The 24,069-nt window shown below is 70.2% G+C and carries 19 protein-coding genes; 18 read left to right on the top strand and 1 reads right to left on the bottom strand.

The features are described 5' to 3' along the window. Window positions 1-122 precede the first annotated feature (122 nt). The 18 genes from ACWD12_RS03130 to ACWD12_RS03045 all read left to right on the top strand — a co-directional run bounded on the left by ACWD12_RS03130 (window position 123) and on the right by ACWD12_RS03045 (window position 22,198). Window positions 123-1,124: an adenosine deaminase gene (locus ACWD12_RS03130; RefSeq protein ID WP_450098046.1), complete on the top strand. Its 1,002-nt coding sequence runs from the start codon at window positions 123-125 to the stop codon at window positions 1,122-1,124. A 690-nt stretch (window positions 1,125-1,814) separates the two neighbouring features. Next, entirely contained in the window at window positions 1,815-2,174 is a 360-nt protein-coding gene (locus tag ACWD12_RS03125) for an NADH-quinone oxidoreductase subunit A (RefSeq protein WP_358358379.1), read from the top strand. A gap of 67 nt (window positions 2,175-2,241) precedes the next feature. Beyond that, complete coding sequence (locus tag ACWD12_RS03120) at window positions 2,242-2,796, top strand: NuoB/complex I 20 kDa subunit family protein (protein ID WP_358358382.1); 555 nt, start codon at window positions 2,242-2,244, stop codon at window positions 2,794-2,796. Continuing rightward, on the top strand, window positions 2,793-3,689 hold the full coding sequence (locus ACWD12_RS03115) for an NADH-quinone oxidoreductase subunit C (RefSeq protein ID WP_450098045.1): 897 nt from the start codon (window positions 2,793-2,795) through the stop codon (window positions 3,687-3,689). The genes ACWD12_RS03120 and ACWD12_RS03115 overlap by 4 nt, the downstream gene beginning before the upstream one ends. Then, entirely contained in the window at window positions 3,689-5,032 is a 1,344-nt protein-coding gene (gene nuoD, locus ACWD12_RS03110) for an NADH dehydrogenase (quinone) subunit D (RefSeq protein WP_358358387.1), read from the top strand. Before ACWD12_RS03115 ends, nuoD begins: the two co-directional genes overlap by 1 nt. Next, the gene (gene nuoE / locus ACWD12_RS03105; RefSeq protein WP_450098044.1) at window positions 5,029-5,748 is read left to right on the top strand and encodes an NADH-quinone oxidoreductase subunit NuoE; all 720 of its coding nucleotides are present in this window, start codon (window positions 5,029-5,031) and stop codon (window positions 5,746-5,748) included. Before nuoD ends, nuoE begins: the two co-directional genes overlap by 4 nt. A 5-nt stretch (window positions 5,749-5,753) precedes the next feature. Then, window positions 5,754-7,094: an NADH-quinone oxidoreductase subunit NuoF gene (gene nuoF / locus ACWD12_RS03100; protein ID WP_358358394.1), complete on the top strand. Its 1,341-nt coding sequence runs from the start codon at window positions 5,754-5,756 to the stop codon at window positions 7,092-7,094. Continuing rightward, window positions 7,094-9,724 carry an NADH-quinone oxidoreductase subunit G gene (locus ACWD12_RS03095; protein WP_358358396.1) on the top strand — a complete coding sequence of 877 codons (2,631 nt, stop codon included), beginning with the start codon at window positions 7,094-7,096 and terminating at the stop codon, window positions 9,722-9,724. Before nuoF ends, ACWD12_RS03095 begins: the two co-directional genes overlap by 1 nt. Next, the gene (nuoH, locus tag ACWD12_RS03090; protein WP_450098043.1) at window positions 9,724-11,157 is read left to right on the top strand and encodes an NADH-quinone oxidoreductase subunit NuoH; all 1,434 of its coding nucleotides are present in this window, start codon (window positions 9,724-9,726) and stop codon (window positions 11,155-11,157) included. Before ACWD12_RS03095 ends, nuoH begins: the two co-directional genes overlap by 1 nt. Before the next feature lie 2 nt (window positions 11,158-11,159). Then, window positions 11,160-11,759: an NADH-quinone oxidoreductase subunit NuoI gene (nuoI, locus tag ACWD12_RS03085; protein WP_358358402.1), complete on the top strand. Its 600-nt coding sequence runs from the start codon at window positions 11,160-11,162 to the stop codon at window positions 11,757-11,759. Between the two features lie 17 nt (window positions 11,760-11,776). Then, a complete protein-coding gene (locus ACWD12_RS03080) occupies window positions 11,777-12,808 on the top strand; it encodes an NADH-quinone oxidoreductase subunit J (RefSeq protein WP_450098201.1) in 1,032 nt (343 codons plus the stop codon). Beyond that, on the top strand, window positions 12,805-13,104 hold the full coding sequence (gene nuoK, locus ACWD12_RS03075; protein WP_358358405.1) for an NADH-quinone oxidoreductase subunit NuoK: 300 nt from the start codon (window positions 12,805-12,807) through the stop codon (window positions 13,102-13,104). Before ACWD12_RS03080 ends, nuoK begins: the two co-directional genes overlap by 4 nt. Before the next feature lie 61 nt (window positions 13,105-13,165). After that, window positions 13,166-15,100 carry an NADH-quinone oxidoreductase subunit L gene (nuoL, locus tag ACWD12_RS03070; protein ID WP_358358408.1) on the top strand — a complete coding sequence of 645 codons (1,935 nt, stop codon included), beginning with the start codon at window positions 13,166-13,168 and terminating at the stop codon, window positions 15,098-15,100. A gap of 94 nt (window positions 15,101-15,194) precedes the next feature. Further along, window positions 15,195-16,832, top strand: coding sequence for an NADH-quinone oxidoreductase subunit M (locus ACWD12_RS03065; RefSeq protein WP_450098042.1), 1,638 nt, complete (start codon window positions 15,195-15,197; stop codon window positions 16,830-16,832). After that, a complete protein-coding gene (gene nuoN, locus ACWD12_RS03060) occupies window positions 16,829-18,388 on the top strand; it encodes an NADH-quinone oxidoreductase subunit NuoN (protein ID WP_358358414.1) in 1,560 nt (519 codons plus the stop codon). Before ACWD12_RS03065 ends, nuoN begins: the two co-directional genes overlap by 4 nt. Window positions 18,389-18,431: 43 nt before the next feature. Further along, window positions 18,432-19,430, top strand: coding sequence for a polyprenyl synthetase family protein (locus tag ACWD12_RS03055; RefSeq protein WP_450098041.1), 999 nt, complete (start codon window positions 18,432-18,434; stop codon window positions 19,428-19,430). 204 nt (window positions 19,431-19,634) lie between these two features. Continuing rightward, a complete protein-coding gene (fabV, locus tag ACWD12_RS03050; protein ID WP_450098040.1) occupies window positions 19,635-20,840 on the top strand; it encodes an enoyl-[acyl-carrier-protein] reductase FabV in 1,206 nt (401 codons plus the stop codon). 158 nt (window positions 20,841-20,998) lie between these two features. Continuing rightward, window positions 20,999-22,198 carry a serine hydrolase domain-containing protein gene (locus ACWD12_RS03045; RefSeq protein WP_450098039.1) on the top strand — a complete coding sequence of 400 codons (1,200 nt, stop codon included), beginning with the start codon at window positions 20,999-21,001 and terminating at the stop codon, window positions 22,196-22,198. A gap of 106 nt (window positions 22,199-22,304) precedes the next feature. Here ACWD12_RS03045 and ACWD12_RS03040 read toward each other — a convergent pair whose 3' ends face one another. Next, window positions 22,305-23,792 (bottom strand): MFS transporter, encoded by a 1,488-nt coding sequence (locus ACWD12_RS03040; protein ID WP_450098038.1) that lies wholly within the window; start codon window positions 23,790-23,792, stop codon window positions 22,305-22,307. Between the last annotated feature and the right edge of the window lie 277 nt (window positions 23,793-24,069).

Genomic DNA, 24,069 nt, shown 5'->3' with positions numbered 1-24,069 from the left:
GACCTTGGTCCCGTCCCGTCCGGTCCGGGACCGTCGTACGCCGGCACGCCCCGCCCGAAGCCGCCGCCCCACACCCCAGGGGGCCGATTGTGCGGGCCCAAACAACCTGCTTCGCTGGCCCCATGAACGAGTTCATCGCGGGGCTCCCCAAGTGCGAGCTGCACCTGCACATCGAAGGCACTCTCGAACCCGAGCTGAAGTTCGCGCTGGCCGAGCGCAACGGCATGGAACTGCCGTACGCGAACGTCGACGAGATGCGCGCCGCTTACCGGTTCGACAGCCTGTCGTCATTCCTCACCATCTACTACGAGGGCATGAACGTCCTGCTCCACGAGCCGGACTTCTACGACCTCGCGATGGCCTACCTCACCAAGGCCGCGGGCCAGAACGTGCGGTACGTCGAGATGTTCTTCGACCCCCAGGCGCACACCTCGCGCGGCGTGCCGTTCGACGTCGTCGTACGCGGGCTCAGCCGCGCGATCGACGATGCCCACGCCCGCCTCGGCATCCGCGCCCAGCTCATCATGTGTTTCCTGCGCGACTTCCAGGCCGAGTACGCGATGGCCACGCTCGTCCAGTCCCTCCCGTACCGCGAGTGGATCGTCGGCGTCGGCCTCGACTCCGACGAAAAGGGCAACCCGCCGAGCAAGTTCGCCGCGGTGTACGCCCGCGCCCGAGCCGAGGGCTACCGCCTGACCATGCACTGCGACGTCGACCAGGAGAACTCCGCCGAGCACATCCGCCAGGCGCTGTTCGACATCGGGGTCGACCGCATCGACCACGGCGTGAACTCGCTCGAAGACCCGGTCCTTGTCGAGGAGATCCTGCGCCGCGGCATCGGCCTCACGGTCTGTCCGATCTCGAACGGCTTCGTCGTCGACGGCATCAAGGGCGAGGCGATCCGCGAAATGCTCGACAAGGGCATGCGCGTCACCCTCAACTCCGACGACCCCGCCTACTTCGACGGCTACGTCCAGGAGAACATCGAGGTCACTCAACGCGAACTCGACCTGACACGGGACGAGTTGGTGCAGCTCCAACGCAACGCTTTCGAGATCACCTGGCTGCCGCGGCAGTTGAAGGACGCGTATCTCGCGGAACTTGAGGCGTACGCGCTCAGCTGACCGGCGCCGCACGGCCGACCCGCGTCGACATACGAGGTGATCGCCCTGATCGCCCTGCTTCCGCGCAGTCGGGTTCGTCGGGGCCCGTGTGGCCCGCCGGCACCTCGGCGACGGCCGTCCACAACCACCTCACCTGAGCCACCTCGCCCGACCTCACCAGACCCACGTACGCCCTCGGCCCGCTGCCGAATCGCCCGCATCAAGCTCCACGCGATGCGTGCGTCGCGCAGCCGACCGGGGGCGTACGCGCGTCCCCGCACGGCGGGGCGACGGGCTGCGGAACTCCCGCCTGGCCCGCCCCGATCACCCTCCCGACCAGCACCGGAGCACACTTCGGGAGAACTGAGGGTCCCCTAACACGGTGCCGTTTTTCGATCAAATTTGATGATCTGCAAAATCGCCTGATATAGGACGCGTTCAAGATCGCCATCTAGCGCGTTGCTTCGCCGTCGCATCCCTAGCGCAGCGTGTCCGAATCTGTGCGGTACGTCGAATCAAGCCCGTGAGCAATCGTTTCTGATCGATCATCAGGTGTTGAAGATCACATCATGATCGAACTGCACCCGTGTCGCAGATCACATCGGAAGAGGCGTAGGATCGGCGCCGTTCCGGGTGCTTGTGAACCTGGTCACATGCTCACAAGCGGGTGGTTGTGACCGGGCCAGATGGACGGAAGGGAGCAGTGCGGCCATGAACCTGTACGCGCCGATCCTCGTGCTCGGCGGCATCGCGGCGGCGTTCGGCATCGTCTCCCTCGTCGCCGGCGCGCTGACCGGGCCCAAGCGGTACAACCGGGCCAAGTTGGAGGCGTACGAGTGCGGTATCGAGCCGACACCGCAGCCCATCGGCGGCGGGCGCTTCCCGGTGAAGTACTACCTGACGGCGATGCTCTTCATCATCTTCGACATCGAGATCGTCTTCCTCTACCCGTGGGCGGTGTACTTCGACGCCCTGGGCATCTTCGGTCTCATCGAGATGGCGCTCTTCATCCTCACCGTGTTCGTCGCCTACGCCTACCTGTGGCGTCGCGGCGGCCTCGAGTGGGACTGACCCGTACCGCCGTAGGCAACTGACGCAGGGATCCAGGTGTTCCAGGTGATCCAGGAGAGGCCATCCGATGGGTATTGAGGAGAAGCTGCCCAGCGGCTTCCTGCTCAGCACGGTCGAAGATCTCGCCGGCTACTTCCGCAAGAGTTCGTTCTGGCCCGCCACCTTCGGTCTCGCGTGCTGCGCGATCGAGATGATGGCGACCGGCGCCGGACGCTACGACCTCGCGCGGTTCGGCATGGAGGTCTTCCGCGCGTCCCCGCGCCAGGCCGACCTGATGATCGTCGCGGGCCGGGTGAGCCAGAAGATGGCCCCGGTGCTCCGCCAGATCTACGACCAGATGGCCGCGCCGAAGTGGGTGCTGTCGATGGGCGTGTGCGCGTCCTCCGGCGGCATGTTCAACAACTACGCGATCGTCCAGGGCGTCGACCACATCGTGCCGGTCGACATCTACCTGCCCGGCTGCCCGCCGCGCCCCGAGATGCTGATGGACGCGATCCTCAAGCTCCACGAGCAGGTGCAGCACATGCCCCTCGGCGTGAACCGCGAGCAGGCCGCGCGCGCCGCCGAGCAGGCCGCGCTGACGGCGGTGCCCACGATCGAGATGAAGGGGCTGCTGCGGTGAGCGACGCGTCCAACGCCGGCAACTCCGGCAACAACAGCGCCGGCAACAACAACTCGGGCAACGGCAACTCCGGGAACGACGCCGGGAACAACGCAGGCAACGGCAACGCCGACACCGGCAACAACGCGGGCAACGGCGTTCCGGTTCCCCGCGGATCGGCCGCCGAGGTGCTGGAAGTCCGGCACGGCATGTTCGGCCCGAAGGGCACGGGCGACACGTCGGGCTACGGCAAGCTGGTCCGCACCATCGCCCTCCCCGCCGCCGCGACCCGCCCGTACGGCGGTCCGCACGGCGGCGATCAAGAGGAGGAGCGCGCAGCGCTCTCGAACATGGGCGGCGGGGGGCGACGGGAGGGAGAGTTCGACGTCGTCGCCGACGAACTGACCGGCGCGCTGGCCGAGGCGGGCGTCGAGTTCGACGACGTCGTCGAGCGCGTCGTCGTCGACCGCGGCGAACTGACCCTGCACGTACGCCGTGAGGGCCTCGTCAAGGTGGCGCTGACGCTGCGCGACGACCCGGCCCTGCGGTACGAACTGTGCAGCGGCGTGAGCGGCGCGCACTACCCGACCGACGAGGGCCGCGAGCTGCACGCCGTCTACCACCTGCGCTCGATCACCCACAATCGCCAGGTGCGCCTGGAGGTCGCCGCCCCCGACGTGGACCCGCACGTCCCGTCGCTCGTGAAGGTGTACCCGACGCTCGACTGGCACGAGCGCGAGACGTACGACTTCTTCGGCATCGTCTTCGACGGGCACCCGGCGCTCACCCGCATCCTCATGCCGGACGACTGGCCCGGCCACCCGCAGCGGAAGGACTACCCGCTCGGCGGTGTGCCCGTCGAGTACAAGGGCGCCCAGATCCCGCCGCCCGACCAGCGGAGGTCGTACACCTAATGGCCGAGAACACGCAGACGCAGCAGCAGGCCGCGGAGGCCAAGGCCCGGGAGACCACCGAGGGCCGGGTCTACACGGTCACCGGCTCCGACTGGGACGAGGTCGTCCAGGCCGCCGCCGACGCCGACGAGCGCATCGTCGTCAACATGGGCCCGCAGCACCCGTCCACGCACGGCGTGCTGCGGCTGATCCTGGAGATCGACGGCGAGACCGTCACCGAGGCCCGCTGCGGCATCGGTTACCTGCACACCGGCATCGAGAAGAACCTCGAATACCGGACCTGGACCCAGGGCGTCACGTTCGTGACGCGCATGGACTACCTGACGCCGCTGTACAACGAGGCGGCCTACTGCCTCGGTGTCGAGAAGCTGCTCGGCATCACCGACCAGATCCCGGACCGCGCCAACGTCATCCGCGTGCTCCTCATGGAGCTCAACCGCATCTCGTCGCACATGGTCTGCCTCGCGACCGGCGGCATGGAGATCGGCGCGCTGACCGTGATGACGTTCGGGTTCCGCGACCGCGAGCTGATCCTCGACGTGTTCGAGATGATCACCGGCCTGCGCATGAACCACGCGTACATCAGGCCCGGCGGCCTCGCGCAGGACCTGCCGCCCGGCGCGGTCGACAAGATCCGCGAGCTGGTCGACGTACTCCCGGGCCGCATCCACGAGTACGAACTGCTGCTCAACGACAACCACATCTTCAAGGGCCGCACCGAGGGCATCGGCTACCTCGACCTCACCGGCTGCATGGCCCTCGGCGTCACCGGGCCGTGCCTGCGCTCCGCGGGCCTGCCCCACGACCTGCGCAAGACGCAGCCGTACTTCGGCTACCAGAACTACGAGTTCGAGGTCCCGACCGAGAACACCTGCGACGCGTACGGCCGTTACCTGGTCCGCATCGCGGAGATGAAGGAATCGCTCAAGATCGTCGAACAGTGCCTGGAACGGCTCAAGCCGGGCCCGGTCATGGTCGAGGACAAGAAGATCGCGTGGCCCGCGCAGCTCGCCCTCGGCCCGGACGGCCTGGGCAACTCGCTCGACCACATCCGCACCATCATGGGCACCTCGATGGAGTCCCTCATCCACCACTTCAAGCTGGTGACCGAGGGCTTCCGGGTGCCGGCCGGCCAGGTGTACGCGGCCATCGAGTCCCCCAAGGGCGAACTCGGCGTGCACATGGTCAGCGACGGCGGCACCCGCCCCTACCGCGTCCACTACCGCGACCCCTCGTTCACGAACCTCCAGGCCATGGCCGCCATGTGCGAAGGCGGCCAGGTCGCGGATGTGATCGTCGCCGTCGCGAGCCTCGACCCCGTCATGGGAGGTGTCGACCGATGACCGACCTGGGCATGCCCCGCCTGCCCGCGCCGGGCTATCCCGCCGACGTACGCGCCCGGCTGGAGACCGACGCGCGGGAGATCATCGGCCGCTACCCGCAGTCGCGTTCGGCCCTGCTCCCGCTGCTCCACCTCGTGCAGGCGGAGGAGGGGTACGTCAGCCACTCCGGCATCGAGTTCTGCGCCGAGATGCTGGGCCTCACCACCGCCGACGTCACCGGCGTCGCGACCTTCTACACGATGTACCGCCGCGAGAACGGCGGCGACTTCCAGGTCGGCGTCTGCACGAACACCCTGTGCGCGGTCATGGGCGGCGACGAGATCTTCGCGACGCTCAAGGACCACCTCGGTGTCGGCAACAAGGGCACCACGCCGGACGGTTCGGTGACCCTGGAGCACATCGAGTGCAACGCCGCGTGCGACTACGCGCCGGTGATGATGGTCAACTGGGAGTTCTTCGACAACGTCACCCCCGCGTCCGCCAAGGACCTGGTCGACGAACTGCGCGCCGGCAAGCAGGTCACCCCGACCCGCGGCGCCCCGCTGTGCACCTTCCGCGAGACCTCCCGCATCCTCGCCGGATTCCCCGACCCGCGCACCGACGCCGTCGACCAGGGCGGCGCGGGCGGCGTGCCCAGCCTTGTCGGGCTGCGCATCGCCAAGGGCCAGGACCCCGAAGGACCCGCCACCACGACGACCACCGGGAAGGGGGCGTGACCGACATGAGCGCGACGACGGAAGGCGCCGACCCCTCGATCCTGACTCCGGTGCTGTCCGCGCCGTGGGACGACGAGCAGCCCTGGCGGCTCGCGACCTACCTGCGGCACGACGGATACCGGGGCCTGGGCAAGGCTCTCGCCAAGCACCAGGACGAGGTCATCCAGACCGTCAAGGACGCGGGTCTGCGCGGCCGCGGCGGCGCGGGCTTCCCGACCGGCATGAAGTGGGGCTTCATCCCGCAGGGCGACGGCAACCCGCACTACCTCGTGGTCAACGCCGACGAGTCGGAGCCGGGGACCTGCAAGGACATCCCGCTCATGTACGCCAACCCGCACGTGCTCGTCGAGGGCATCGTCATCGCGGCGTACGCGATCCGCTCCAACCACGCCTTCATCTACCTGCGCGGCGAGGTCGTGCCGGTCCTCCGCCGCCTCCAGGAGGCGGTCAAGGAGGCGTACGAGGCGGGCTACCTCGGCAGGAACATCCTCGGCTCCGGCTTCGACCTGGAGCTGACCGTGCACGCCGGCGCCGGCGCGTACATCTGCGGTGAGGAGACCGCGCTCCTCGACTCGCTCGAAGGGCGCCGCGGCCAGCCGCGCCTGCGCCCGCCGTTCCCCGCGGTCGCCGGCCTGTACGCGTCGCCGACCTGCGTCAACAACGTCGAGTCGATCGCCTCGGTGCCCGCGATCATGCACAAGGGCGTCGACTGGTTCCGCGGCTTCGGCTCGGAGAAGTCCCCCGGCTTCACGCTCTACTCGCTCTCCGGGCACGTCAAGCGCCCCGGCCAGTACGAGGCCCCGCTCGGCGTCACGCTGCGCCAACTGCTCGACCTCGCGGGCGGCGTGCGCGAGGGGCACCGCATCAAGTTCTGGACCCCGGGCGGCTCGTCGACGCCGATGTTCACCGACGAACACCTCGACGTACCGCTGGACTACGAGGGCGTCGGCGCCGCGGGCTCGATGCTCGGCACCAAGGCCCTGCAGATCTTCGACGACACGGTGTGCGTGGTCCGCGCGGTGCTGCGCTGGACCGAGTTCTACGCCCACGAGTCGTGCGGCAAGTGCACGCCGTGCCGCGAGGGCACGTACTGGCTCGTGCAGATCCTCGAACGCCTGGAGAAGGGCGAGGGGACCGAAGCCGACCTGGAGACGCTGCTCGACGTCGCCGACAACATCAACGGCAAGTCGTTCTGCGCCCTCGGCGACGGCGCCGCGAGCCCGATCTTCTCGTCGCTCAAGTACTTCCGCGACGAGTACGTCGCCCACCTCGCCCAGCGCGGCTGTCCCTTCGACCCGGCGGCCTCGACGGTCTGGGCCTCCACCATGGCGGGAGCGCAAGCCTGATGACCGTTACCACCAACGCACCGGCGGGCGGCGCGCCCGCGCCCAAGCCGCAGGACCTGGTCACCATCACGGTGGACGGGATCGAGGTCAGCGTGCCCAAGGGCACGCTGGTCATCCGGGCCGCGGAGCTGCTCGGCATCCAGATCCCCAGGTTCTGCGACCACCCGCTGCTCGACCCGGTCGGCGCCTGCCGCCAGTGCCTGGTCGAGGTCGAGGGCCAGCGCAAGCCGCTCGCCTCGTGCACGACGACCGTGACCGACGGCATGGTGGTCCGCACGCAGATCAGTTCGCCGGTCGCCAAGAAGTCGCAGGACGGGGTGATGGAGCTGCTGCTCATCAACCACCCCCTCGACTGCCCGGTGTGCGACAAGGGCGGCGAGTGCCCGCTGCAGAACCAGGCGATGACGTCCGGGCGTTCGACCTCCCGCTTCGGCGAGGTCAAGCGCACGTACCCCAAGCCGCTGCCCATCTCCAGCGAGGTGCTGCTGGACCGCGAGCGGTGCGTGCTGTGCGCGCGCTGCACGCGCTTCTCCGAGCAGATCGCGGGCGACCCGTTCATCGCGCTGATCGAACGCGGTGCGCTGCAGCAGGTCGGCATCTACGAGAAGCAGCCGTTCGAGTCGTACTTCTCCGGCAACACGATCCAGATCTGCCCGGTCGGCGCCCTGACGTCGGCGGCGTACCGGTTCCGGTCCCGGCCGTTCGACCTGGTGTCGACGCCGACCGCCTGCGAGCACTGCGCGTCCGGGTGCTCGCTGCGCGCCGACCACCGGCGCGGCCGCGTGATGCGGCGCCTCGCGGGCGACGACCCCGAGGTCAACGAGGAGTGGAACTGCGACAAGGGCCGCTTCGCGTTCCGGTACGCGTCGCTCGGCGACCGCATCACGTCGCCACTGCTGCGTGACGCCGAGACCGGCGAACTGCGGCCCGCGTCCTGGCCGGAGGCGCTGGCCGCGGCCGCCGAGGGGCTGAACGCGGCCCGCGAGCGCACCGGCGTGCTGGTCGGCGGGCGGGCCACCGTCGAGGACGCCTACGCGTACGCCAAGTTCGCGCGCGTCGCCCTCGGCACCAACGACATCGACTTCCGGGCCCGCGAACACTCCACCGAGGAGGCCGAGTTCCTGGCCTCCGAGGTCGCCGGGACCGGGATAGGAGTCACCTACGCCGACCTGGAGCGGGCCCCCGCGGTCCTGCTGGCCGGGTTCGAACCCGAGGACGAGTCGCCGATCGTCTTCCTGCGGCTGCGCAAGGCGGCCCGCAAGGGCACCCTCAAGGTCTTCTCGATCGCGCCGTTCGCGACCGCGGGCCTGATCCGCATGAACGGCGCGCTGCTGCGCGCGACTCCGGGCACCGAGACGGACTGGCTCGACGCCCTGGCGACCCGGTCCGGCCTCGACACCCTGGGCGGCGACGCGGCCGACCTGCTGCGCGAGAACGGCGCGGTCATCCTGGTCGGCGAGCGGCTGGCGGGCATCCCGGGGGCGCTCACCGCGGCTCGGGCGCTCGCCGAGGCCGCCGGGGCGCGCCTGGCATGGGTGCCGCGGCGGGCCGGCGAGCGCGGCGCGCTGGAGGCCGGCGCGCTCTACAGCCTGCTGCCGGGCGGGCGTCCGGTCAGCGACCCGGAGGCGCGGGCCGAGGTGGCCGCCGCGTGGCGGGTGTCCGAACTGCCCGGCGGCTACGGCCTGGACACCGCGGCGATCCTGCGCGCGGCCCGCGACGGCAAGCTCGCCGCACTGGTGGTCGGGGGCGTCGAGCCCGCCGACCTGCCGGACCCGGCGGGCGCGCTGGCCGCACTGGAGGCCGCGCAGTTCGTGGTGAGCCTCGAACTGCGGCACAGCGAGGTCACCGAGCGCGCGAACGTCGTGTTCCCGGTCGCCGCGGCGGCCGAGAAGCCCGGCACCTTCCTCGACTGGGAAGGCCGCGAGCGGCCCTTCGCCTCGGTCCTCAAGCACGACCAGGTCACCGGCGTCTCCGGGACGGTCATGCCGGACCTGCGGGTGCTGCACGCGATCGCCGACGAGATGGACCGCCCGCTCGGCCTGCCCGACGTCAGCTCGGCCCGGCGCGAACTGCGCGGCCTGGGCGGCTGGGCCGGTGAACGCGCCGCGGGTCCCGAGCCCCGCGAGCGCCGCGCCGCCGCCACCCCGGGCGCCGGCGAGGCGGTCCTCGCGTCCTGGCGCCTGCTGCTCGACGAAGGCCGCGGCCAGGACGGCGAGTCGGCGCTCGCCGGCACGCGCCGCCGCCCGGTCGTCCGGCTCAGCCCCGCCACCGCGGCCGAGATCGGCGCGGCGGACGGCGGCGAGGTGACGGTGTCGACCGGCCACGGCGGCGAGGTCACGCTGCCGCTCGCGGTGACCGAGATGGCCGACCGCGTCGCGTGGCTCCCGGCGAACTCGCCGGGCTCCGAGGTACGCCGCACGCTGTCGGTCAACCCGGGCGAAGTGGTCCGGCTCAAGGCCGCGGTGCTGCCGCAGCAGCGGGCGTCCGACGGCGCCGCCGCCGAGGTCGCGTCCGGGCCGGAGGGCCGCGGCGTCGAGGGGCCGGCCAACGGCACCGGCGTCAACGGTCTCCGGGCCCGGCCCGCCGGGGCGCGGCCGGACGAGCTTCCCGGTGAGGGTGAGGAGAGCTGATGGGCCCGCAATCGAGCGCCGGGCTGACGACCCTGGACGGACCGGCCACCGCGGCGGGCGTGCAGCTCGCGGCCGACCCGGTCGGGTTCGCGTCCGACCCGTGGTGGCTGATCCTGTTCAAGGCCGTGCTGGTCTTCGCGTTCTGCGTCGTCATGACGCTCTTCGCCATCTGGTGGGAGCGCAAGGTCGTGGCGTGGATGCAGATGCGCATCGGGCCCAAGCACGTCGGCCCGCAGGGTCTGCTGCAGTCCCTCGCGGACGGCGTCAAGCTGGCCTTCAAGGAAGACATCATCGTCAAGGCCGCCGACCGGCCCGTCTACATCCTGGCGCCGGTCGTCGCGATGGTCCCCGCGTTCATGGCGTTCGCGGTGATCCCCATGGGCGGCCAGGTGTCGATGTTCGGGCACCAGACGCACCTGCAGATGACCGATCTGCCGGTCGGCGTGCTCTACATCCTGGCCACGGCGTCGGTCGGCATCTACGGGATCGTGCTGGCGGGCTGGTCGTCCGGGTCGACGTACCCGCTGCTGGGCTCGCTGCGCAGTACCGCGCAGATGATCTCGTACGAGGTCGCGATGGGCCTGTCCTTCGCGGGCGTGTTCCTCTACGCGGGCTCGATGTCGACGTCCGAGATCGTCGCGCAGCAGACCGACACCTGGTACGCGGTGCTCCTGCCGGTGTCGTTCATCATCTACGTCATCGCCATGGTCGGCGAGACCAACCGCGCGCCGTTCGACCTCCCGGAGGCCGAGGGCGAGCTGGTCGGCGGCTTCCACACCGAGTACTCGTCGCTGAAGTTCGCACTGTTCTTCCTGGCCGAGTACGTCAACATGGTGGTCGTCTCGTCGCTCGCCACCACGCTGTTCCTCGGCGGCTACCGGGCGCCCTGGCCGATCTCCGCCGTCTGGGACGGCGCGAACTCCGGCTGGTGGACGCTTCTCTGGTACTTCCTCAAGGTGCAGGCCTTCCTGTTCCTGTTCATCTGGCTGCGCGGCACGCTGCCACGCCTGCGCTACGACCAGTTCATGAAGCTCGGCTGGAAGGTCCTCATCCCGACCTCGCTGGCCTGGCTGCTGCTGGTCGCCACGGTGCGCGCGCTGAAGAACGAGGGCTACGACTACCGCAACATCGTGCTCGGCATCGCCGGGGCGATCATCGTGGTCCTCGTGCTCTCGGTGGTGTGGGACATGATGCGCGGCGCCGAGGACGACGACGGGGGAGAAGAGCCGCTGCCGGGCACGCCCGGGGCGAAGGAGCCCTTCGACCCGATGGCGGGCGGATTCCCCGTGCCGCCTTTGCCGGGGCAGGAGTTGCCGCCCGTACCGCGCCGCAACGTCCGGCGTACGGAACCGGTGGGAGCGGCCGTCGGGGCGGGCTCGTCCTCGCCCGAGAACCCGGCTGACCCGACCGACACGACGGACAGGGAGGTGTGACCGTGGGCAACTTCCTGGGACCCGTGGCGGGCTTCGGCGTCACCTTCGCGACGATGTTCAAGAAGGCGAACACCGAGTTCTACCCGTTCGAGAAGAAGCCGACGGCGCCGCGCTACCACGGGCGGCACCAGCTCAACCGGCACCCGGACGGCCTCGAGAAGTGCGTCGGCTGCGAGCTGTGCGCGTGGGCGTGTCCGGCGGACGCGATCTACGTCGAGGGCGCCGACAACACCGAGGAAGGACGCTTCTCGCCGGGCGAACGCTACGGCCGCGTCTACCAGATCAACTACCTGCGCTGCATCTTCTGCGGCCTGTGCATCGAGGCGTGCCCCACGCGGGCGCTCACGATGACGAACGAGTACGAGTTGGCGGACACGACCCGCGCGAGCCTGATCTTCACCAAGGAGCAGCTCCTCGCGCCGCTGCACGAGGGCATGGTCGCCCCGCCGCACGAGATGTACCCGGGCATGGAGGAGCGCGACTACTACCTGGGCAAGGTCACCGAGGCCGCGCCCGGCACGGTCACGCAGGGCGCCGACGACGCGGACGCCGACGGCGCCGCGGACGAAGCCTCCGACGGGCACGAAGCGGGTGTGCGATGAGCATGGCCACTGACGGGATGTCCGGGGGCGTGGTCCTCGCGGAACAACTGACCCGCACGTCGACCGGCGAGGCGGTGCAGTTCTGGATCCTCGGGGCGATCGCCCTGATCGGCGCGCTCGGCACGGTCTTCATGAAGAAGGCCGTGCACAGCGCGCTCATGCTGGCCTCGACGATGTTGTGCCTGGCGCTGTTCTACATGGCGCAGGGCGCGGTGTTCCTCGGCGTCGTGCAGATCGTCGTCTACACCGGCGCGATCATGATGCTGTTCCTCTTCGTGCTGATGCTGGTGGGCGTCTCGTCCGCCGATTCGCTCAAGGAGACGCTGCGCGGCCAGCGCGTCGCGGCGGTGCTCGCGGGCCTCGGCTTCGGCATCCTGCTGGTCGCGGGAATCGCCAACGCCTCGCTCGGGAACTTCGCGGGCTACGGCGGCGGGACCTCGCCGTCCGGGGCCGCGGCCCCGGACGAGGCGACCCGGACGGCGATGGACCAGAGCAACGTCAACGGCCTCGCGCACCTGATCTTCACCAAGTACGTCTGGGCGTTCGAGATCACCAGCGCGCTGCTCATCACCGCCGCGCTCGGCGCGATGGTGCTGGCGCACCGCGAGCGCCTCAAGCCGCGCAAGACGCAGCGGGAACTGGCGGAGGCGCGCGTACGCGACAACGTCAACCTCGCGCCGATGCCGGCCCCCGGCGTGTACGCGCGGCACAACGCGGTGGACATCCCGGCGCTGCTGCCGGACGGCAGCATCTCGGAGCTGTCCGTCAACGCGACGCTGCGGGCCCGCGGCCAGGTGCGCGACGTGAGCCGCGAACCGGTGCACCGGGTGGCGGAGTTGGAGGAGAGCGCCGAAGTGTGGATGGAGCAGCGCGGCGAGGTGCCGCCGGCCCGCCACGAGGACGAGGAGGGCACGTCCGGCGCCGCCGACCCCGGTACGGGGCCCGGCGACGGCGGGCCCGAAGCGGCGCCCGAGGACCCTGACGCGGCCGGGACCACCCACGGCGACTCGGTCGCGGCCGGCGCAGGATCGAAGGAGTCGCGCTCATGAACCCGGCGAACTACCTGTACCTGTCGGCGCTGCTGTTCACCATCGGCGCTGCCGGTGTGCTGCTGCGCCGCAACGCGATCGTGGTGTTCATGTGCGTCGAGCTGATGCTCAACGCCACGAACCTGGCGTTCGTGACGTTCGCGCGGATGCACGGCAACTACGACGGCCAGATCATCGCGTTCTTCACGATGGTCGTCGCGGCTGCCGAGGTCGTGGTCGGACTTTCGATCATCATCGCCATCTTCCGCGCCCGCCGTACGGCCTCGGTCGACGACGCCAACCTGATGAAGTGGTAGGGGACTGGTGACGCAAAACTCGGTTTCCTCGACGCTGTTGGCCTCCGAGGGAGGCGGCGGCATGCACTCGGTCGCGGCGAGCGGGGTGTTCTCGGCGACGTGGCTGGTGATCGGGCTGCCGCTACTCGGCGCCGCGGTGCTGCTGCTGTGCGGCAAGCGGGGCAACAAGCTCGGGCACTGGATCGGCACCCTGCTCGCGCTCGGCTCGTTCGCGGTCGGCGTGGCGCTGTTCGCGGCGATGCTGGGCAAGGACGACGCCGAGCGGTCGATCGACCAGCACCTGTGGAACTGGGTGCCGGTGGCGGACTTCCAGGCCGAGGTCGGCCTGCACCTCGACCAGCTGTCGATGGTGTTCGTGTTGCTGATCACCGGTGTGGGCTCGCTGATCCACATCTACTCGATCGGCTACATGGCGGAGGACCCGGACCGGCGGCGGTTCTTCGCGTACCTGAACCTGTTCCTGGCGTCGATGCTGCTGCTGGTGCTGGCGAACAACTACCTGCTGCTGTACGTCGGGTGGGAGGGCGTCGGCCTCGCGTCGTACCTGCTGATCGGGTTCTGGCAGCACAAGCCGTCGGCGGCGACCGCGGCGAAGAAGGCGTTCATCATGAACCGCGTCGGCGACTTCGGTCTGGCCGTCGCGATCTTCCTGATGTTCACCACCTTCGGCACCTTCGCCTTCGACGACGTGCTCGGCGGCTCGGCCGAGGCGTCCGACGGCACGATGACCGCGATCGGCCTGATGCTGCTGCTCGCGGCGTGCGGCAAGTCGGCGCAGTTCCCGCTGCAGGCGTGGCTCGGCGACGCGATGGAGGGCCCGACCCCGGTGTCGGCGCTCATCCACGCGGCGACCATGGTCACCGCGGGCGTGTACCTGATCACCAGGTCGGCGGAGATCTTCAACGCCTCGCCGGACGCGCAGCTGGTGGTGACCATCGTCGGTGCCATCACGGTGCTGTTCGGTGCGATCGTCGGCTGTGCGAAGGACGACATCAAGAAGGCGCTCGCGGCGTCCACGATGTCGCAGATCGGCTACATGATCCTGGCGGCGGGCCTGGGCCCGATCGGCTACGCGTTCGCGATCATGCACCTGGTGACGCACGGCTTCTTCAAGGCCGGGCTGTTCCTCGGGGCCGGCTCGGTCATGCACGGCATGAACGACGAGGTCGACATGCGGAGGTACGGCGGCCTGCGCAAGTACATGCCGGTGACCTTCGTGACGTTCGGCCTCGGCTACCTGGCGATCATCGGATTCCCGCTGCTGTCCGGGTTCTTCACCAAGGACAAGATCATCGAGGCGGCCTTCGCGAAGGGCGGCACGAGCGGGTACATCCTGGGCTCGGTGACGCTGGTCGCGGCGGCGCTGACCGCGTACTACATGACGCGCGTGATGCTCATGACCTTCTTCGGCCGCGAGCGGTGGAAGGAGGCGCCGGTCGGTGCGCCCGCCGAGTGGCACGAGCCGCACCCGCACGAGTCGCCGGCGTCGATGACGGTGCCGATGATCGTGCTGGCGTTCGGATCGGTGTTCGCGGGCGGGCTGTTCGTCCTGAACGACGCGTTCGTGAACTGGCTGACCCCGGTGACCGGCTTCGACCACGGCGAACTGCCCTTCAGCGTCTGGGTGGTGACCGGCATGGCCACCGCGATGGTGGCGCTGGGTGTGCTGGTGGCGTACGTGCAGTACGCCCGCCGCGAGGTCCCGGCCGTCGCGCCGCACGGCTCGCTGGTCACGGTGGCCGCCCGCAAGGACCTCTACCAGGACTCCATCAACGAGGGCCTGGTCATGCGGCCCGGGCAGTACCTCACCCGGCTGCTGGTCTGGGTGGACGGCAAGGGCATCGACGGATTCGTCGGCGGCCTGGCGGCGTTCATCGGCGGGACCTCGGCACGGGTGCGCAAGGTGCAGACCGGGTTCGCGCGTTCGTACGCGCTGTCGATGTTCGGCGGCACGGCCGTCGTCGTGGCGGCGACCCTGATGGCGAGGATGGCGTGATGGCCCTGACGCGCGGGGCCGTGCGGCGTACGGCCCGTCGGCTTCCTGACACCACACGCGCTGTCACCAATCTCGACACGGCGGAGGGCTTGCGATGAACGGCCACTTCCCCTGGCTGACGGTCATGGCCGCGCTGCCGTTCGCCGGCGGGCTGCTGGTCGCGGCCCTGCCGGCGGGCAAGCGCCTGCTCGCCAAGAACGTCGCCCTGGCGGTCACCCTCGCCGAGCTGGTGCTCGCGGTCATCGTCACGGTGAAGTTCTCGCCGGACGGCGACCGGTACCAGATGACCGAGAGCTACTCGTGGATCAAGTCGTTCGGCGTGCACTGGGCGCTGGGCGTCGACGGCATCGGCGTGGTGCTGATCCTGCTGACCGCGGTGCTGATGCCGATCCTGGTGCTCGCGTCGTGGCACGACGCGGACACGCCGCAGGTGCGCATGGACGGGACCGCGGGCGACAAGGCGGCGCCGCGTTCGACGCACGCGTTCTTCGCGCTCATGCTGATGGTCGAGGCGATGGTGGTGGTGTCCTTCGCGGCCACCGACATCTTCGTCTTCTACATCTTCTTCGAGGCCATGCTCATCCCGATGTACTTCCTCATCGGCGGCTTCGGGGGCGCGCAACGCTCGTACGCGGCGGTCAAGTTCCTGCTCTACAACCTGCTCGGCGGCCTGGTCATGCTGGCCGCGGTCGTCGCGCTGTACGTGGTGACCGCCAACCAGGACATCGGCGGCGCGGGGCAGGGCACGTTCGACCTGATCCGCGTGTCGCAGGCGGTCGCGTCGGGTGAGCTGGACATCAACCCGGCGGCCGAGAAGGCGATGTTCCTCGGCTTCTTGTTCGCCTTCGCGATCAAGGCGCCGCTGTGGCCGTTCCACACCTGGCTGCCGGACACCATGACCGAGGCCACGCCGGGTGTCGCGGTGCTGGTGACCGCGATGGTCGACAAGGTCGGCACGTTCGCGATGCTGCGGTTCTGCCTGGAGCTGTTCCCGAACGCCTCCAAGACGTTCGCGCCGCTGGTCGTGACGCTGGCGGTCATCGGGATCATCTACGGCGCGCTGCTCGCGGTCGGGCAGACCGACATCAAGCGGCTCATCGCGTACACGTCGATCTCGCACTTCGGCTTCATCATCATGGGCATCTTCGCGATGACCACGCAGGGCCACTCGGGTGCCACCCTCTACATGATCAACCACGGGTTCTCGACGGCGGCGCTGCTGCTGATCGCGGGCTTCCTGATCACCCGGCGCGGCAGCAAGACGATCGCCGACTTCGGCGGTGTGCAGAAGGTCGCGCCGGTGCTGGCCGGCACGTTCCTGGTGGCGGGCCTGGCGACGCTGTCGCTGCCGGGGCTGGCCCCGTTCGTCAGCGAGTTCCTGGTGCTGATCGGCACGTTCTCGCGCTACGAGGTGGCCGGCGTCTTCGCGACGGTCGGCATCATCCTGGCCGCGCTGTACGTCCTCGTGCTCTACCAGCGCACGATGACCGGGCCGGTCAAGGCGGGCGTGGAGAAGATCAAGGACCTGAACGTCCGCGAGATGGTCGTGGTCGCGCCGCTGATCGCCCTGCTGCTGGTGCTCGGCGTGTACCCGAAGCCGATCCTGGACGTGGTCAACCCCGCGGTCGAGGACACCATCACCCGGGTCGAGCAGAACGATCCGAAGCCGACCGACCCGATCGTGCCGGCGGAGCAGCAACTGGCGGCCGACACCCACGGAGGCAACAAGTGAGCGCGGGTCTGCAACTCGCCGCGACCGTCGACGCGCCCACGATCGAGTACGGCGAACTCTCGCCGATGCTCATCGTGTTCGGCGTCGCGGTCGTCGGGGTGCTCGTCGAGGCGTTCGTGCCCCGCAAGGCGCGGTACGCCACCCACCTGGTCCTCTCGCTCGGCGGCATGGCGGCGGCCTTCGCCTGCGTCGTCGCGCTCGCCGGCGAGCAGGAGGTGGCCGCCGTCGGCGCCGTCGCCGTCGACGGCCCGTCCCTCTTCCTCCAGGGCACGCTGCTGCTGCTCGGCATCGTGTCGGTGATGCTGATCGCGGAACGCCGCCTGGAGCCGGGCGGCGGCGACGCGTTCGCCCCGCAGGCCGCGGCGGCGCCGGGCAGCGCGCAGGAGAAGGAGGCGACGGAGGCCGGTCTGCACCAGACCGAGGTCTTCCCGCTGACGATGTTCGCGCTCGGCGGCATGCTGCTGTTCCCGGCGTCCAACGACCTGCTGACGATGTTCATCGCGCTGGAGGTCATGTCGCTGCCGCTGTACCTGCTGTGCGGCCTCGCCCGGCGGCGCCGCATGCTGTCGCAGGAGGCGGCGCTCAAGTACTTCCTGCTCGGCGCCTTCTCGTCGGCGTTCTTCCTCTTCGGCGTGGCGCTGCTGTACGGCTACTCGGGCAGCCTGCGCCTGGACCAGATCGCGGTGGCGACCGGCGGCGCGATGGACAACGACGCGCTGCTGCTGATCGGCATGGCGATGATCGCGGTCGGGCTGCTGTTCAAGGTCGGCGCGGTGCCGTTCCACTCCTGGACCCCGGACGTCTACCAGGGCGCGCCGACCCCGATCACCGGCTTCATGGCGTCCGCGACCAAGGTGGCCGCCTTCGGCGCGCTGCTGCGGTTCTTCTACGTGGCGCTGCCGGGCATGAAGTGGGACTGGCGGCCGGTGATGATCGGCGTCGCGATCGTCACGATGGTGGCGGGCGCGGTCATCGCGATCACCCAGACGGACGTCAAGCGCATGCTCGCGTACTCGTCGATCGCGCACGCCGGGTTCATCCTGACCGGCATGATCGCGGCGAACGAGGCCGGCGCGTCGTCGACGCTGTTCTACCTCGTGGCGTACGGTTTCGTCACCCTGGGTGCATTCGCCGTGGTGACCCTGGTCCGTGACGCGGGGGGCGAGGCGACCCATTTGTCGCGGTGGGCAGGCCTCGGCCGGCGTTCCCCGCTGGTCGCCGGGGTCTTCGCGGTCTTCCTGCTGGCCTTCGCGGGCATCCCGTTGACCAGCGGTTTCACCGGGAAGTTCGCGGTCTTTCAGGCGGCTGCCGATGGCGGAGCCGGATCGCTTGTGATCGTGGGCGTGCTGTGTTCTGCCATCGCCGCGTTCTTCTATGTCCGGGTCATCGTGCTGATGTTCTTCTCGGAGCCGCGCGCGGACGGACCGACCGTGGTGGTGCCGAGTGTCCTGACCACCGCTGCCATCGCGTTGGGGGTAGCGGTTACGGTGGTCCTGGGCATCCTGCCGCAGCCGGTCCTGGACCTCGCGGACAAGGCCGCCCTGTTCGTCCATTAACAGCAGCGCAGACACACTGCGCGACCATGAGGAGAGCACCGGCATGACGATCGTGGGGCCCTTCGGGCTGAGCGTCCATGACGGTGAGCTCGATGCGGAGATCCGCGCCGGGATGGCGGCGGTGGAGCAGGAGCTCCTCGCCGCCACCAAGAGCGAGTTCCCGTACCTCACCCAGACGTCGCGGCACCTGGTCGAGGCGGGCGGGAAGCGCTTCCGCCCGCTCCTCACCCTTTTGGCCGCACAGTTCGGCGACCCGCAGGCCCCGGGCGTCGTGCCGGCCGCCGTCGTCTGCGAGCTGACCCACCTGGCGACGCTCTACCACGACGACGTCATGGACGAGGCGGCCCTGCGGCGCGGCGCGCCGAGCGCCAACGCCCGCTGGGACAACTCGGTCGCGATCCTCACCGGCGACTTCCTGTTCGCCAAGGCGTCCGAGATCGTCGCCGACCTCGGCGACGAGGCGGTCCGCATCCAGGCCCGCGCGTTCGCCCGCCTGGTCACCGGCCAGATCCGCGAGACCGTCGGCCCCAATCCCGGCGACGACCCGGTGCAGCACTACCTGTCCGTCATCGCCGACAAGACCGGCTCGCTGATCGCCACCTCCGGCCAGTTCGGCGCGATGTTCGCCGGCGCCGACGAACAGGTCGTCGAGATCCTGACCCGCTACGGCGAGCGCATCGGCGTCGCCTTCCAGCTCGCCGACGACGTGCTCGACATCGCCAGCGACTCCACCGAGTCCGGCAAGACCCCCGGCACGGACCTGCGCGAGGGCGTACCGACCCTCCCGGTCCTGCACCTGCGGGCCGCGGCCCAGCCCGAGGACGCGTACCTCCTCGACCTGCTCTCCGCCCCTCTCGTCGACGACGACCGGCACGCCGAGGCCCTGACCCTCTTGCGCGCCCACCCGGCGCTGGAGAAGGCCCGTGCGGACACCCGCCGGTACGCCGACGAGGCCCGCGAGGTCCTCACCCCCCTCCCCGACACGGCCGCCAAGACCGCGCTCTCCTCCCTCTGCGAGCTCGTCGTCGAGCGCAGCTGCTGATCCCCGCCCCGAAACGGTTCTGCGCCACGCCCCCGGCACGCGGGCAGCTGTTTGGTGGAGATGCGCCAAAGTCGAGTCTCGATCGTTGTGCCGCACACGATCAATGAACGGCCGCGCGGTGCCGACGATGTGAACAGGGTGATCCGGAACCGCCCGGGAGTCGCCCGGTCCACGTCGGCAGCACGAAGTGAAGGACCCTTTCTGATGAGCGAGCGCGTCATCACCCCGGTCAACCGCGGCTTCCTCTTCCTGGACGCGCACCCCGCGGGGTGCCGGACGACCGTCGAACAGATGTGGGCCTCGGTGCCCGAGGCTCCCGCCGCCGAGGCCCCGGGGGAGCGGCGCCCGACCGCGCTGGTCGTCGGTTCGTCGGCGGGGTACGGGCTCGCGGCCACCGTCGCCGGGCTGGCGCGGTACGGCGTGCGGGGCGTGGGGGTCTGCCTGGAGAAGGCGCCCGCGCGGCGTACGGGGACCGCCGGGTGGTACCGGACCGCCGCGACCGCCGACCTCGCGCGGGCCGCCGGCAACGACTTCGCGTTCGTGAACGGCGACGCCTTCTCCGACGATGTCAAAGGCCGGGTCGCGGACCTGCTCGCGGAGCGCTACGGCAAGGTCGACTACCTGGTCTACTCGGTCGCCGCGCCGCGTCGTACCGATCCGGAGACCGGCGTCACGCACACTTCCGTCCTCAAGCCGCTCGGCGCGCGGTACTCGACCAAGACACTCGTCTTCGACGGCGACCAGGCCGAGGTCAGGACGGTCACCACCGACCCGGCGAGCGTCGCCGACACCGCGCACACCGTCGCGGTCATGGGCGGCGCCGACTGGCGCCGCTGGATCGACCACCTCGACGAGGCCGACCTTCTCGCCGAGGGTGTCAGCACCGCGGCGCTGACCTACATCGGGTCGCCGCTGACCGCGGGTATCTACCGCAACGGCACCATCGGTGCCGCGAAGGCCGACCTGGAGGCCACCGCCAGGGAGCTGAACTCCCGTCTCGCGCAACGCCGTGGCGGCCGGGCCGTGACGTCCGTCAACGCCGCCGCGGTCACCCAGTCCTCCACCGCCATCCCCGGCATCGCCCTGTACATCGGCCTGCTGCGCGGCGTCCTCGGCGACGCCATGCTCTCGCCGACCGCCCAACTGGTGGACCTGTGGGACCAGTTGACCGGCACCACCGACCTGGTGGCCGACGACGAGGGGCGCGTCCGCCTCGACCGCTGGGAACTCGACACGTCCGTTCAGGACGCCGTCGCCGCCCGCTGGCACGACGCCACCGACACGACCGTGCGGGACCTGGCCGACCTCGACTGGTTCACCGCCGAAGTACGCCGCCTGTACGGCTTCGACGTCCCCGGCGTCGACTACACCGCACCCACCGAAACGGACGTGCCCTGGCCCTCCCTGTGACGCCGAGGCCCGGCGCGGGCGGCGTGTCAGGGTGATCCCCGGGGTGATCCCTGAGGTGGACAACCCCACCAACAGGCTGATGACAGTCCCATGTTCGCGTCTCTCCGAACAGCGTTGACTCGTATCCGACGCAGTCACCGCACAGTTCGGGGAACCTCGTGAAGACGCACACCCGCACCAACGCGCGCCGCAGCACCCTCATCCTGGCCGCGCTGGGCATCGTCCTGACCACTGCCGCCCCCCTCGCCGCCGCGGACGGCGGCGGGCGCGGGGCGTCGGCGCGGCCGCCGGGGCACGCCGATCTGCGCCGCGAACTCCAGGCGGTGCGGCAGGCCGTCGGCGGCGACGTCAACATCGTGGCGCGCGTCGACGGACCGAAGGGAACGGTACGCGCCGCCGTCGGGCCCGGGACCGGAGGACCACGGGCCGACAATCCGTACTTCCGCATCGCCAGCACGACCAAGACGTACCTCGCGGTCGTCGTGATGCAGCTGGCGGCGGAGGGGCGGCTCTCGCTCGACGACAAGGTCGAGCGGTGGCTGCCGGGCGTGGTGGTCGGCAACGGGAACGATGGGTCCCGCATCACCGTGCGGCACCTTCTCGGGCACACCAGCGGGCTGTTCGACTACATGCGCGACCCGGCCGTCCGTACGCGCCTCACCGTGGACTTCGAGGCCAACCGCCACGACACCACGCCTCCGGCGGAGTTGGTCGCGATCGCCATGGCGCACCCGCCCGCGTTCACCCCGGGGCAGGCCGACGACGGCAGCGGAGTGAAATGGGGCTACTCGAACACCGGCTACCTGCTGGCCGCGATGATCGCCGAGCGCGCGTCCGGCGCGACGTGGCGTGAGCTGGTGGAGGCGCGCGTCATCGCGCCCATCGGCCTGCGCGACACTTCCGTACCGGGCATGAACCCGTTCCTGCCCGAGCCGCACATACCGGTCACCATGACGCTGCCGGACGGCGAACTGCACGACCTCACCGAGCACTCCATCCAGCACACGGCGGACTCCGGAGTCGTCTCCACGCCGGCCGACGTGAACACGTTCTTCCGCGCACTGGCGTCCGGCCGCCTGCTGCCCGCGGAGCAGTGGGAGCAGATGCGCGCGACGCCTCCGGGGGCCAACGGCCACGGCCTCGGTGTGCAGACCGTGACGCTGTCGTGCGGGGGAACGTACTACACCCACATGGGGGACGGCCTCGGCGTGGTGAGCCGCCTGGGGGTCACCGCCGACGGCAAGCGCGCCGTCTCCCTCGCGATCACCAGCACCGGGGCCCGCCCGGACACGGCGAAACTCAACGCCGCCACCGCCGTGGCGATCGATCGCGCCTTGTGCGCGGCGGCGCCGCGGTAGTCCGACGCCCGAGCCGGGCCGCGTCCGCGGCCACGTCCGCGAACAAGAGTGAGGGCCGGTCGGCCGGGGGTCCCGGGCGACCGGCCCTCTGTGCCGGGAGGAACGATCAGACGTGCAGGGCGGTCTGGGGTGCGGGGGTGGCGTCCGCGGAAGCGGCGACCTCGGTCGAGGTGCCGCGCGGGGTGCGCAGGACGATGAGGGTGAGGATCGCGGAGGCCGCCAGGAGGCCGGTGCCGACGGCGAAGGCCAGGTGGTAGCCGCCGGTGAGGGCGGTCGCGGTGTCCTTGCCCTCGGCGAGCAGGTCCTCGCTGCGGGAGGTGGACAGGGTGTTGAGGAGGGCGACACCGAGTGCGGCGCCGATCTGCTGCGTGGTGTTGAACAGGCCGGAGACGACGCCCGCGTCCTCGGGCCGGGCGTCGGACATGCCCAGGGTGGCGAGGGCCGGGAGGACCAGGCCGCCGCCGCCGAGCAGCGCGAACACGGGGAGCAGGTCGACGGCGTACGAGCCCTGGACGGGGACGCGGACCAGGTACAGCATTCCGGCAGTCAGCACCAGGAGCCCGGTGAGCAGGACGTTGCGGGCGCCGAAGCGGGCGATGAGGCGGGCCGACACGCCGAGGGAGACCGCCCCGATCGCGACCGCGGTGGGCAGCATGGCCCAGCCGGTCTTCGCGGCACCGTAGCCGAGGACATGCTGCATGTAGAGGACGACCAGCACTTGGAAGCCGAACATCGCGGCGATGGTGAGGACCTGGATGAAGTTGGCGCCGGTGACGTTGCGGGAGCGGAAGGTGCGCAGCGGGATCAGGGGCGTGTCGGCCTTGGCCTGGCGTACGGCGAAGAGTGCGATGAGGGCGAAGGAGACGGCGACGAGGCCCCACGTGCGGCCGGAGGACCAGCCGTACTTCTCGGCCTCGACGACCGCGTAGACGAGCAGCATCAGTCCGGCGGTGACCAGGGCGGCCCCGACGACGTCCGCCTTGCCGCGCGGACCGGTCGGCGTGTCGGCGGCCAGGACGCGGGAGGCGAGCAGCAGGGTCACCGCACCGATAGGCAGGTTGACCAGGAAGATCCAGTGCCAGTTCGCCAGTTCGGTGAGTACGCCGCCCAGCACCAGGCCGAGCGAGGCGCCGGCCGCGCCGATGAAGCTGAACGCGCCGATGGCCTTGCCCTGTTCGGCCGGCTCCGGGTACAGCGTGACGATCATGCCGAGGCTGACGGCGGAGGACATCGCGCCGCCCGCGCCCTGCACGAAGCGGGCGATCAGCAGCAATTCGGGGCTCGTGGCGAGGCCGGCAACCACCGAGGCGACGGTGAAGACGGCCAGTCCGGCGAGGAACATGCGCTTGCGGCCGAAGATGTCGCCGAGTCGGCCGGCCAGGAGGAGCAGGCCGCCGAAGGCGATCATGTAGATGTTCATGACCCACGCGAGGTCGGCCGACGAGAAGCCGAGGTCCTCGCCGATCGCGGGCAGCGCGACGGTCACGATCGTCCCGTCGAGGATCACCATCAGCATGCCCAGGTTCAGCAGGATCAGGGCGAGCGAGCGCGGATAGGTGCGGGACGCGGAACCGGGCCGGTCGGGCTTCGCCATCAGGGTCTCCTCGTGAGTGCCGCAGTGGGTACGGCAGTGAATGCCGCGGTGGGTACCGCGTGGGTGCCGCGAGTACCGCCATGTACCGGCGGGGGAAGGCCGGGGCTCGCCGGGGAGTACCGGGGTGCGTCCCGGTGGACCGCCGGCCGCGGACGTCGCCGTCCGCCAACGAGAGAGACGCTAGCAGATAGTTTTGTTAGGGACGATATTTATCGGGTCGGTTTTTTGAGGGATCTTTTGGCGGGATGGCAGCCGAGGTCATGACAACGCCGCCGGG

The organism is Streptodolium elevatio, from assembly GCF_053592165.1.
This window is presented reverse-complemented; position numbering and strand designations above follow the sequence as displayed.